The 11715-nt window shown below is 52.8% G+C and carries 11 protein-coding genes; 5 read left to right on the top strand and 6 right to left on the bottom strand.

The genetic code is table 11. The annotated features are described in order from the left end of the window. Positions 1-871: DctP family TRAP transporter solute-binding subunit (locus tag ACTF5F_RS13485; RefSeq protein WP_438957387.1), on the bottom strand; the 871-nt coding region annotated here is incomplete at its 3' end. A gap of 171 nt (positions 872-1042) precedes the next feature. Between ACTF5F_RS13485 and ACTF5F_RS13480 the strand changes: the two genes are divergently transcribed. From ACTF5F_RS13480 to ACTF5F_RS13465, 4 genes are read left to right on the top strand one after another with little or no spacing between them, the layout of a single operon-like run. Further along, on the top strand, positions 1043-1948 hold the full coding sequence (locus tag ACTF5F_RS13480; protein ID WP_438957386.1) for an alpha/beta fold hydrolase: 906 nt from the start codon (positions 1043-1045) through the stop codon (positions 1946-1948). After that, positions 1945-3324 (top strand): 3-isopropylmalate dehydratase large subunit, encoded by a 1380-nt coding sequence (gene leuC, locus ACTF5F_RS13475; RefSeq protein ID WP_438957385.1) that lies wholly within the window; start codon positions 1945-1947, stop codon positions 3322-3324. Before ACTF5F_RS13480 ends, leuC begins: the two co-directional genes overlap by 4 nt. An 11-nt stretch (positions 3325-3335) precedes the next feature. Beyond that, positions 3336-3935 (top strand): 3-isopropylmalate dehydratase small subunit, encoded by a 600-nt coding sequence (gene leuD, locus ACTF5F_RS13470; RefSeq protein ID WP_438957384.1) that lies wholly within the window; start codon positions 3336-3338, stop codon positions 3933-3935. Between the two features lie 19 nt (positions 3936-3954). Then, positions 3955-4839, top strand: a complete 885-nt coding sequence (locus tag ACTF5F_RS13465; RefSeq protein ID WP_438957383.1) for a LysR family transcriptional regulator — start codon at positions 3955-3957, stop codon at positions 4837-4839. A 359-nt stretch (positions 4840-5198) separates the two neighbouring features. Here ACTF5F_RS13465 and urtE read toward each other — a convergent pair whose 3' ends face one another. From urtE to urtA, 5 genes are all read right to left on the bottom strand, one after another. Beyond that, positions 5199-5894, bottom strand: a complete 696-nt coding sequence (urtE, locus tag ACTF5F_RS13460; RefSeq protein WP_438957382.1) for an urea ABC transporter ATP-binding subunit UrtE — start codon at positions 5892-5894, stop codon at positions 5199-5201. Beyond that, positions 5887-6639, bottom strand: coding sequence for an urea ABC transporter ATP-binding protein UrtD (urtD, locus tag ACTF5F_RS13455; protein ID WP_438957381.1), 753 nt, complete (start codon positions 6637-6639; stop codon positions 5887-5889). Before urtD ends, urtE begins: the two co-directional genes overlap by 8 nt. Beyond that, a complete protein-coding gene (gene urtC / locus ACTF5F_RS13450) occupies positions 6636-7802 on the bottom strand; it encodes an urea ABC transporter permease subunit UrtC (RefSeq protein ID WP_438957380.1) in 1167 nt (388 codons plus the stop codon). The genes urtD and urtC overlap by 4 nt, the downstream gene beginning before the upstream one ends. Positions 7803-7806: 4 nt before the next feature. Next, on the bottom strand, positions 7807-9738 hold the full coding sequence (urtB, locus tag ACTF5F_RS13445) for an urea ABC transporter permease subunit UrtB (protein ID WP_438957379.1): 1932 nt from the start codon (positions 9736-9738) through the stop codon (positions 7807-7809). 65 nt (positions 9739-9803) lie between these two features. Continuing rightward, entirely contained in the window at positions 9804-11084 is a 1281-nt protein-coding gene (urtA, locus tag ACTF5F_RS13440; RefSeq protein WP_438957388.1) for an urea ABC transporter substrate-binding protein, read from the bottom strand. Positions 11085-11446: 362 nt separating this feature from the next. Here urtA and ACTF5F_RS13435 point away from each other — a divergent pair. After that, the coding region (locus ACTF5F_RS13435) for a hypothetical protein (protein ID WP_438957378.1) at positions 11447-11715 on the top strand (269 nt) is incomplete at its 3' end.

The raw sequence follows: 11715 nt of genomic DNA, 5'->3' as shown, positions 1-11715 counted from the left end.
CGCCACCGGCATCGATGATGGCCTGACGGTTGGCTTGGTTCACCGCAAAGGACTCTGCGTTTCGCAGCTCTGTGACCTCATCCAAGATCATCAAGAATTGGTCACGGACATCGGCATCCAAGTCTTCAAGCCAATCGACATTTGTCACGACCAAATAGTCAATAACACCGTGGTTGGTTTCGGTAATGCCGTCCTGAACCTCAAAGAACTTTTTGCCATAGATGTTGGACCAAACGTTTTCTTGGCCATCGACAACGCCTTGCTGAAGTGCGCCATAGACCTCTGAGAAGGCCATCTTTTGCGGCGCGCCACCGATCGCTTCCATCTGCGCGACAAGAACGTCGGATGACATCACGCGGAACTTGAGCCCGTCAGCGTCTGCTGGTGACATCAAAGGAACATTGGCGGACATTTGCTTCATGCCATTGTGCCAGAAGGTCAGACCCTGAAGACCTCGATTCTGCATGCTGTCAAGCAGTGCCTGCCCAGCCTCAGATGCTTGAAACGCATCAACCGCTTCGATGTCTTCAAACATGAAAGGCAGGTCGAAGATGCGGAATTGCTTGGTGAACTTTTCAAACTTTGACAAAGACGGCGCGGCGAGTTGAACGTCACCCTGCAGTAGCGCTTCTAGCACTTTGTTGTCATCATAAAGGGTGGAGTTCGGGAAAACCTCCATACAGGCTGTTCCGTCCATCTCTGTGTTGACGCGCTCGGCCAGCAATGTAGCGGCGATCCCCTTGGGGTGCTTATCTGTGTTCGTGACGTGGCTGAACTTGATGACGATCTCGCCTTCGTCGCAAGCCGCGAAAGCCGACGTCGCGCTGGTCGCCAACGTCAGGGATAGTGCAGTGGTTAGCAGAAATTTCATGGTGTCCTCCTCTGATCCGGTTCGCGGCACCATGCGATGCTGCGAATGTCTTCAAAGACTATCGAGGTTTCACATGAGGATTAGTCGGCATTACTAATCAGTTTTGCCGATTAAACCTTTTGATTTAATCTGAGATAGTGGATAAAAATTCATGTCCTTAGGGGGATCGAAATGTTCAAGAATTTCGTGGAAGAGCGTATCGTAGGCGATGGTGCGACGCTGTTCGTCCGCCGAGCTGGACCTGTTGGTGCGCCGCCGCTGATACTTTTGCACGGGTATCCGCAGACGTCCGCCATGTGGCACGGTGTGGCCCCCATACTGGCACGTACGTTTCAGGTCATTTGCCCTGATCTGCGCGGCTACGGTCGGTCTGACAAGCCAGCGTCCGATGCGGCGCATGCGCCTTATGCAAAGCGGGCTATGGCGAACGACATTGTCGCTGTCATGCAACGTTTGGGCCATGAGCGGTTTCTTGTTGGTGCCCATGATCGCGGTGCGCGGGTCGCGCATCGGTTGGGTCTGGACCACCCTGACCGCGTCTCAGCCATGGCATTGCTCGACATCGCGCCAACCCGCGAAATGTATGCGGGCACAAGTGCTGCATTCGCGCATGCGTATTGGCACTGGTTCTTTCTGACCCAGCCAAGCCCACTGCCTGAACGCATGATCGGCGCAGATCCCGAAGGGTTCTGGAAGCTGAAATGCTTCAATCAGGCACGCGGCGATAATCCGTTTTCACCCGAAGCTTTGGCAGAATACCTAAATGCCTTCGCAGACCCCAACGCTATTCATGCAAGCTGTGAAGACTACCGTGCCGCCGCCACGATCGACATCGCACATGATGATGCGGATCAGAGCCGCAAACTTCGCATGCCCATTCTGACCCTTTGGGCGAAACGCGGTGTGATTGAGACTTGCTTTGACGCGCTTGCCCTTTGGCGACAGCGGGCTGAAAAGGTTGAAGGTGAAGCACTCGACACCACGCACTACATGGCCGAAGAAATCCCGGATGACATCGCCGCACGCATGTCGGATTTCTTTGCTCGGAACCCAATTCACGCAAAGGCAACCACATGAGCCGGACACTTTATGACAAACTGGTCGACGCCCACAAGGTGTGCGATCTGCCAGATGGCGACATGCTGATCTATGTCGATTTCCACATCATGAATGAATACACCAGCCCGCAGGCCTTTTCGGGTCTGAACACAAAGGGGCTAAGCGTTTGGCGGCCCGAGGCGCATCTGGCTGTGGTCGATCACGTGAACGCAACCCGCAGCAATGAGCCGCATGATGCGGCGTCCAAACTCCTGATCGACAATCTGGAATCCAATTGCACCAAGCACGACATCGCTTTTTTCGGTCTGGGCGACCCACGGCAAGGCATTGAACACGTCGTGGTTCCCGAACAGGGGTTGGTCACACCCGGCATGTTAATTGCCTGCGGCGACAGCCACACCACAACTTATGGCGCATACGGCGCGTTGGGGTTTGGCATCGGTACATCCGAAGTGGAACATGTCCTAGCCACGCAGACGCTGCGCTACAAACGCATGAAAACCATGCGGGTGATGATCGACGGCGAAACCGCACCCGGCGTGACGGCGAAAGATATCATCATGAAAGTCGTGCAGGTCGTTGGCGCAGGTGGGGCCAATGGATTTGCGTTGGAGTTTGCAGGCTCCGCCATTGGCAGCCTCGACATGGCCGGACGCATGACCGTTTGCAATATGGCGGTTGAGTTAGGCGCGCGTGCGGCTTTGATCGCAGCGGACGAGGTCACCGAAGCGGCATTGCAAGGCCACTCTCATAGCAGTCGGTTTGCGTTCAATGGCGAGGGCTGGCACAGCGACCCTGACGCCGTCTTTGACAAAGAGGTCACGATTGCAGGGGGCGATATCGAACCGCTGGTCACCTGGGGCACAAGTCCGGATCAATCGGTGCCGATCACTGCGCATGTGCCGGTCGCATCCGATTATGTCTCTCCAAAAGCCAAAGCCGCTTTGGAGCGGTCTTTGCAATACATGGGGCTCACCGAGGGGCAGTCAGCCCAGTCGATCGCAATCGACACGGCCTTTATCGGGTCTTGCACCAACAGCCGGATTGAAGACCTGCGCGAGGCGGCCAAGATACTCGAAGGTAGGAAGGTCGCGGTGGGCGTCGAAGCCATCGTCGTGCCCGGCTCTGCCATGACGCGGATCAAAGCCGAAGCCGAAGGTCTGCGCGCGATCTTTGAGGCCGCAGGTTTTGAATGGCGACCGGAGGCGGGCTGTTCAATGTGTCTAGCGATGAATGACGACATCGCGATGGATGGTGAACGCGTCGCCTCGTCAACCAACCGGAACTTTGAGGGGCGACAGGGCCGCGGTGCACGCACGCACCTTATGTCACCTGCAATGGTCGCGGCGGCTGCTGTCGCGGGGCATCTTGCTGATGTGCGAGATTTCAAATGAAAGACAACCAGATGATAAAAACGATCAAAGGGGTTGCAGCACCTTTGCCGCTGGCGAATGTCGACACAGACGTGATTATGCCCAAGCGGTTCCTGATAACGATCACCCGCGAAGGATTGGCGGACGGCACTTTCGCAGATCTGCGCTTTGACAATGCTGGGGGTCCTCGCCCCGACTTTATCTTGAATAAAACACCTTGGACTAAGGCCAATATTCTGGTTGTCGGCGACAATTTCGGCTGTGGGTCCAGTCGCGAACACGCCGTCTGGGGCATGCGCCAGCTTGGGATTGATGCCTGTATCGGAACAAGTTTCGCCGGAATATTCTACGATAATGCGCGAAAGAATGGTTTGGCACTGCCGATTGTCTCGCCAGAGACGCGGGACTTGCTTTTGGAGGTCGCAGGCAACGGTGCCGAGATAACAATCGACCTTAATTGCCGCACGATCACAACTGGTGAAATGAGCGCGCCATTCGAGATGGACGACGCTACACAAACAGCGCTGATGCGAGGACGCGATGATACGCTGGACTCATTGGAACATGCGGGTGCGATCCGAGACTATGAGGCGGGCTTGAAAAGCGAGATGCGGGTCAGCGTCATCAAGTAGACCAATAAGGAAACACAGATTGGACATCAGACAGTTAGAATGCTTCGTTGCCGTCGCAGAAGAACTTCACTTCCGTCGCGCAGGCGAACGTCTGGGGCTAAGCCAATCCGCCTTGTCTGAACGAGTCTCTGCGTTGGAACATGAACTTGGCGCTCGGTTGTTTTTCAGAACAACCCGTCAGGTTAGCCTGACCCAAGCTGGGTCAGAGTTCGTCCAGGATGCCAAAAGGATACTTGCCGATATCGAAAGGGCGGTCTCAAATGTTCGCCACACCGCCGAGTCTGACCTACGCCACATCCGTGTGAGCGGGGTCGATGAGGCGATATCAATGCTGCTGCCCAAAGCTCTCCTAGCCTTTCGTCAGACGGACCCAAAGGTCCATGTGCAAGTATTGGAAACCTCGTCTTCTGAACAACATTCCCAAGAGTTGATTGGCCATCGTACTGATGTGGCCTTCGTGCGCACCCCTCAACAAGACGATTTTATTACCAGTGAGCTGCTTCATCGGCAGCCGGTTTTAGTGGTCCTTGCCGATACAAACCCTCTTTCAAGCTCTGCCTCTTTGTCGGCGTCCGATATCGCCAACCAGCCAATCGTCGGGTATCCCAAACACGCCCGACCAATCCTGCACGAAGCGTTGTGGAGCGGTTTTCGCAAGATTGGCGCTCAACCAAACATTGTCTGTGAGATCATTGATAAGTCAACAATGTTGCAGTTTGCAGCTCAGGGACTCGGAATTGCATTGGCACCTGCCTGGGTCAGGAATATCGCCCCGCCGGGTGTTTCCTTCGTCCCGTTTGAACCATGCGAAAACCTCATTGACCTATACGTTGCATTTCGCAAATCGGGTAATTCAGACACCGTCAAAAGATTCGTCGATGCAGTAAGAAAAACCACGGTCTAAGGGTCCGAGACCATGATTTTCCTCGATGATACGGTACCGCTGTTCAATACAGCACTTAACAAACGCGTGGCCGCCAAACTCTGGAAGCAGCCGTTAACAAAGAAAGCGTCAAAGTCTGGAATGTCCCGCGTTGTGTGAGTTCACACAAGCCGCAGCGAACGGCGCGTATTCCCGAACCGGTCGTTGGTGCATAACGCGACTAAGGTGTCTGCGCTTCTGCCACTACCTATTTTTCATTTAATTGTCGTGAATAGCCTGAAACCTGATGTTTTTGACCGCAAGATATCGCCTCCGATGCAAAAGCATTGAATAAGCCCAGTTTTGAGCTGGAAAAGACAAGATAATGTCTATCAACCTCCCTAAAGCGCTAAGTGCTCTAAAAGGGCCTCTTTCGTCAGGCCTTTGCGGTCTGACTGGGAAACGATCCGCCCGCGGGACATGATCACAATGTCATCGGCGATCCCATAAGCAAAATCTGCATTTTGCTCAACCAAGATGATCGCCAATTGGTTGTCATTACGCAAACTGGTCAGCGCTTCGCCGATTTGTTGGATGACGTTTGGCTGAATGCCTTCCGTAGGTTCGTCCAGCAAGAGCACTTTTGGTTTCGTTATGAGGGCTCTTGCGATGGCCAATTGCTGCTGCTGCCCCCCCGACAGGTCGCCGCCGCGTCTTGAACGCATTTTTGCTAGAACGGGAAAGAGCTTATAGACCATGTCTGGAACGGAGCGATCCAATACGGGCAGGCAGGCGAAACCAGTTTCGAGGTTCTCTAAGACAGTCATCATGGGAAAGATCTCACGCCCCTGAGGGACGTAGGCTATGCCCACGCGCGCCGCTTCGTGTGCGGTCGGGTGCACCAAAGGTTGCCCGTCAATCGTCAATGTCCCTTCGAAAAAGGGATGTCGACCGGCGATAGATTTGAGCAAGCTTGTCTTGCCCATGCCGTTGTTGCCCATGACGGTTGTAATCTTACCAACATCGGCCGTCAGGCTGACGTCATATAGAATCTGGCTTTGACCGTACTTTAGTGAGAGGTCTTTGATTTCAAGCATGATCGCGCCCTAGGTAAACGTCGATGACACTTTGCTGTGAGGTAACGTAGTCCAACGACCCTTCCGCGAGCACCGCGCCCTCATGCAAGACCGTTACTTTGCAGTCCAACCGTCGCACAAATTCCATGTCGTGCTCCACCACAACCACGGCCCGTGTCTTTGCGGCCTCCTTTAGAATAGCAGTTGTCTTTTCTCTTTCGTCGACGGTCATTCCTGCAGCGGGTTCATCAACCAAAAGCAGGCGTGGCTCTTGTGCCAGTAGCATACCAATTTCGAGCCATTGCTTTTGCCCGTGGCTCAGCTCCCCAGCGATGCGTGTCAGGCTTTCTGCTAAACCGATTTCTTTTGCGATTGCCTCAATCCGCTCGGCGTTCCGGGCTGTCTTGCGATGCGCCAAGACCACGAATGGTCCTCGGGGGTTTTTCAGTGCCATGGCAAGGTTCTGGCGCACGGTTTGAGCTTCGAAAACCGTTGGTTTCTGAAACTTACGACCGATCCCTTCCATCGCGATTGCACTTTCACTCATCTCCAACAACGAAATATTCTGCTCTCCCCATTTGACGGAGCCAACGTCCGGCTTTGTCTTACCGGTCACGATGTCCATGAAAGTCGTCTTTCCGGCTCCGTTCGGTCCAATGATTGCCCGCAGTTCGGCTTTATCGAAGTGGATTGAAAGATTGTTAATGGCTTTGAAGCCATCAAACGAGACGGAGACACCGTTTACTTCTAACAGTGCGCCGCTCATGTGTCTTTCCTCACCAACTTGTCGAACAGCCCACCGATCCCTTGCGGGAAGAACAAAGTAACTGCGACGAATGAGAAACCTAGTAGGACCAACCACCAATCGGTCCACTGAATAGTATAGAACCCAAGCGGGATATCAGGCGCGCCGCCACCGGTAAACCAGCTTGATAAGAGTGAAACAAAAGCCGCACCGATAACCGCGCCGTACAGACGTCCTCGTCCACCTATGGCGACCCAAACGGCAAGATAAATTGACGCGATTGGTGCAATCTCGCCAGGGTTAATGATACCTGCTTGAGGATAGTAAAGTGCACCGGCGATACCGGAAACGATAGCGGTTATTGTGAAGACGAAGAGCTTATATCGCTCCACGTCATAGCCAAGGAAACGAACGCGCGCTTCGTTGTCTCTGATCCCTTTGATTACACTGCCCATCTTGCCGGCCACGATCCATGCAAAAAAGATGTAACAGAGACCCAGTGCAAGCGCAGAAACCCAAAAGAAGACCAAAGATATTGAGGCCTGGGAAGCATCTTCGAAGCCTGGGATGTTTTGAAGGCCAGAGAGTCCATTGTTGCCGCGCAATCCGCTGTCATTCTGAAAGAGATAGAGCGACAATGCTAGCGTCATGGCTTGCGTGAGGATGGAGAGATAGACACCAGTAACGCGGCTGCGGAAGGCAAGCCATCCGAAACCAAGGGCGAGCAGACCGGGTGTCAGGACAACGAAAATAAGCTGCAAAAACAAGCTGTCCGCAAACGCCCAAATGAACGGAAATTCTGAGCTTCCGACTACACCGAATATCTGATTGCTGATGGCAGAGGTGATTTCTTCAGGTGCCGGTGGCAAAGGCTGGCTGGCAAGGCTTTCAATCACAATAGCTTCGGTTCGAGCATACATGAGCCACATTCCGATGGCATACCCGCCAAGGCCGAAGAAGGCGAAATGTCCGAGCGAAAGGATGCCGCAATAGCCCCAAACCACGTCCATCGCGACCGCGACAAGGCAAAGACATAAGGTCTTTCCTAGCGTCTTCACGAAACTGGTCGAGATGAGCGCCACTCCGGTGACTTCGGACAGAACGGTGACACCCAAGGTAAAGATCGAAAGAACGAGCAAGAACCAAAGGATAGACGGGTTTTCAGTGATAAATGTCTTTCGCATGGTCTTACTCCGCCGCAGCTCGGCCCTTCGGGGCAACAATACCTTTTGGTCGGAACTGAATGAAAAGAATGATAAACAGGATCATGTAAGTCTGTGCCGCCAAAGTGTTTGATGGGTTCATCCACTCAATCACCTTTTGCAATCCGCCGATCATTCCCGCTCCGGCAAGGGTGCCCCAGACGTTACCAACACCACCGACAACGACGGTCATGAAGCTTTGCACGATATAGTCGGACCCCATTTCCGAGGTGACCTTTGCGTAAAGCCCAATCGCGACACCGGCGATCCCGGCGATGCCAGAGCCCAGCCCAAAAGTGAGCATATTAATCCTGTCGGGATTGATCCCCATAGAGGCCGCCATGCCAGAGTTCTGGGTCACTGCGCGTACCTCCAAACCCAAACGCGTACGTTTCAGAATGAAGACGATCAATGCGAGGAAGATCAACGCCAAGACGAATATCGCAATCCGGATATAGCTTATGGAAATCACATCGTTGATGACCAAGGCACCATCGAGCCATGCCGGGGATGTCAATGGGCGGGCCTGGGTGCCAAAGATGTTTTTGGCGAGCTGCTGCAGCGCGATCGAAATACCAAAAGTTGCCAGCAGGGTCTCGAGAGGCCGGTGGTAAAGATGCCGGATCACCAAGCGTTCCATAGTGACGCCAGCGCCAAAGGTCACAGCAAAAGCAAGCGGCAGGGCAATCAAGATCGACAGGGTATAGTTGGGGACAAAAATCTGCACGACGTACCCGGTGTAGGCCCCCAACATTATAAATTCGCCATGCGCCATGTTGATGACGCCCATGACGCCGAAGGTAATGGCAAGCCCGATCGCAGCGAGAAAATAGATCGATGCGAGAGAAAGCCCATCGAGGCCGAGATCGATCGCCTGAGACACGGCGACCTGACTTTCGATCGTATTTAGAGCTTCGGTTGCTGCATTCGTCACAGCGGCGTCGCTTTCTTCGTATTGTAGGAAGAAAACAAAAGTATCGACGACGTCCGCAATACTGTCGGTGTCGACCAATGCTGGGACGAGTCCTTCGGATGCAAGTGCTTGATAGGCTGAGATCCTTGTAGGCTCGTTATTAAGTTCACCGACCGGCGTGCCAGATACCTGACCATCACTTATGTTTGCGATGAGTGAATCTTTGATTTGTGCCGCTGTGACCAGTGCATCTGCCAATTCAGCCTCAACCAAATAAGTGTAGGCTTCGTCCACGGTTAAATCTTGGCCTGGCTCCAGAATGCCCGCGACATTTGCGCCCTCTGGCACCTCCTGAGCGAATTGGAGGCTGGTTTGAAGGATCGTGTTCAACACGGCGCGCGTTTCGATAGAAATATCTTCCGACAAAGATCCAATAGCAGCAACACGTAAATCCGTTTCCGCTCCATAAAGCGCGATCAACATGACGTTCAGGCGTTGTTTGCGCGTTTTCAGTGCTGGGTCGGGTTCGGCATCGATCGACGCGGCCAAAGGTTCTAATTGCGTTGCCTCCATTGCGCGTGCGATTGCGTCAACAGCTTCAATTCGTTTGGTAATATCTGGATCAAGCAACTGGAATTGCACCAGTGCTTCACCAATGACGCGGCGTACACCGCCGTTCGGACGGATTGCACTTATTTCGTCAGCAGAACCAACTTCACTTCCGGTTTCCAAATCAAACAGGAGATCTTCGCTTTGGCGAAAGAACAGTCCGTCCACGTCACGCTGGACAATTTCGCGATTGCGCCACGCTTCAAGAAACGGAACCGCCTGAGAATTTCCGTTGGCCAATAGGTCGTCCAAAAAAACGCCGACCGATCGACGACTCGGATTTGCGACTTCGTCTGCATGAGTTTGTAGAATGTCTTGTAGAGTTTGAGCTTGGATCTGGCTCGCAGGCATCAGGCAAAGCGCAAGCGCCATCAATAAGTATCGCAGCAAAAGCATCTTGCCCGTAATTCCCTAAAGAAGTTTGCGCTGCGCAGCATCAAGCCGTGCAGCGCGTTGCCTTGTTAGTAGTTGGAAGTCAGCTGTACACAGGTCTCAGTTTCGGTGTTGTACATACCGCAACCAAGTTCCTGCCAATCTGATACGAGAACCGCAGACTCAGGCAAGTAGTCTGTCCAGGCATCGCCTGGGACTTCTGTTGTTTGGCTCACGATGTCGAACTGACCATCCGCAGTAATTTCGCCAATCAAAACTGGCTTTGCGAGGTGGTGGTTCGGAAGCATAATGGCTGTACCACCTGTTAGGTTCGGAAACTCTTGACCGTACATGGCTGCACGAACCGCATCAACGTCAGTTGTGCCTGCTTCTGTCGCTGCGTTCACCCACATGTTGAACCCGATGTAATGCGCTTCCATTGGGTCGTTGGTCACACGCTCATCGCCCATCTTGGCTTTCCACGCTGCGATCCATTCTTCGTTTACTTCAGATTCAGCGGATTGGAAGTAGTTCCAAGCAGCTAAGTGACCGACAAGGTTTGTTGTATCGAGGCCGGACAGCTCTTCCTCACCAACAGAGAAGGCAACAACTGGAATGTCGTCAGCAGAAATACCTGCAGCTGCCAGTTCTTTGTAGAAGCCAATGTTTGCGTCGCCGTTGATTGTGGAAATCACGCCGACTTGCTTACCGTCTGCACCAAGGGCGACGACGTCAGCAACAATCGTTGCCCAGTCAGAATGACCAAATGGGGTGTAGTTCACGAAGATGTCTTCTGCTGCGATACCGTTAGACTGCAGATAGCTTTCGAGAATGTTGTTTGTTGTCCTTGGGTAGACGTAATCCGTTCCCAGAAGAGCAAATTTTTCAACGCCCAGTTCTTCAAGGAAGTAATCTGTTGCTGGGATCGCTTGTTGGTTAGGCGCTGCACCTGTGTAGAAGACATTTTTGGAGCTTTCTTCGCCTTCATACTGAACAGGGTAAAATAGTAGGCCATTAAGCTCTTCAATCACCGGAAGAACGGACTTGCGGCTCACTGATGTCCAGTTTCCAAAGATGACATCCACCTCATGTACCGTGAGCAATTCGCGGGCTTTCTCGGCAAAAAGTGGCCAATCGGATGCTGGATCAACGACAACAGCTTCGATTTTGCATCCAAGCACACCGCCATCCGCGTTTTGCTGTTCGATCAATAATTCCATTGTATCTTTTAGAGTTGTCTCAGAAATAGCCATTGTTCCAGACAAAGAGTGTAGAACACCTACTTTAACCGGGTCCGCGCATGCGTGCGCAGCTGACGCCGCAACAAGGCTGGCCGCGACGACTGAGCTTACCGGAAGAAATCTAACCATAATGTGTTTCCTATTTTGGCCGTGCACACCAAATTTATCCCCCAAGTCTTTCGGAGAAGCCTCATATGGCCTATCTGTGGTGGCACAGCAGTAACGTTGGCGTCTCACAGGGGTTCAATCTGCCAAGATGGTCCTGTGAGACGTATCGATTGCGCTGAGCGCTCGTAGAACAAACCTTTGTATGTGGAATAGTTCCAGCCGGACGGAGAAATTCACAGACGGTCAGAGTTAGTTGATCCTTTTTTTTGCACTTTTCGATTGTCTGCCTGTTTTTTTTGCGTGAAGTAGGCGTTTCCGTGGCTTCCGCGTTTAGTGCGAAGCTGTCTGACGTCAGCGCTTATGGTTCCAAATAGCGTTATTCGATGATAGAGTTTCCTTGCCAACGTAAAGACCCCAAAATAAGAAGTTTTTTAATGCGTTGTTTAGCTTTTGCCCTCCTAGCTTTTTTAATAAGCACAGCATCTGCCACTGCGCAGGGCGTGTTTCCCAATGTAACTGCTGACGATCTGAACGGGCGCAGTGTGACGCTGCCTCAAGGGTTCCCGGGAGAAACAACGATTGTCTTCATAGCCTACAAACAGAACCAGCAACCACTTGTTGATGGCTGGGTGCGCGCTCTTGGACTTGACCC

Origin of the sequence: Cognatiyoonia sp. (assembly GCF_965661665.1) — a bacterium.
Taxonomy (GTDB): Bacteria; Pseudomonadota; Alphaproteobacteria; order Rhodobacterales; family Rhodobacteraceae; genus Cognatiyoonia.
The sequence above is the reverse complement of the archived record's forward strand: the minus strand, read 5'-3'. Positions and strand labels throughout refer to the sequence as shown.

Coding starts and splice junctions, on each gene's coding strand:
- ACTF5F_RS13480 (WP_438957386.1), top strand. CDS start 1,043: ATGTTCAAGAATTTCGTGGAAGAGCGTATCGTAGGCGATGGTGCGACG.
- leuC (WP_438957385.1), top strand. CDS start 1,945: ATGAGCCGGACACTTTATGACAAACTGGTCGACGCCCACAAGGTGTGC.
- leuD (WP_438957384.1), top strand. CDS start 3,336: ATGATAAAAACGATCAAAGGGGTTGCAGCACCTTTGCCGCTGGCGAAT.
- urtE (WP_438957382.1), bottom strand. CDS start 5,894: ATGCTTGAAATCAAAGACCTCTCACTAAAGTACGGTCAAAGCCAGATT.
- urtD (WP_438957381.1), bottom strand. CDS start 6,639: ATGAGCGGCGCACTGTTAGAAGTAAACGGTGTCTCCGTCTCGTTTGAT.
- urtC (WP_438957380.1), bottom strand. CDS start 7,802: ATGCGAAAGACATTTATCACTGAAAACCCGTCTATCCTTTGGTTCTTG.
- urtB (WP_438957379.1), bottom strand. CDS start 9,738: ATGCTTTTGCTGCGATACTTATTGATGGCGCTTGCGCTTTGCCTGATG.
- urtA (WP_438957388.1), bottom strand. CDS start 11,084: ATGGTTAGATTTCTTCCGGTAAGCTCAGTCGTCGCGGCCAGCCTTGTT.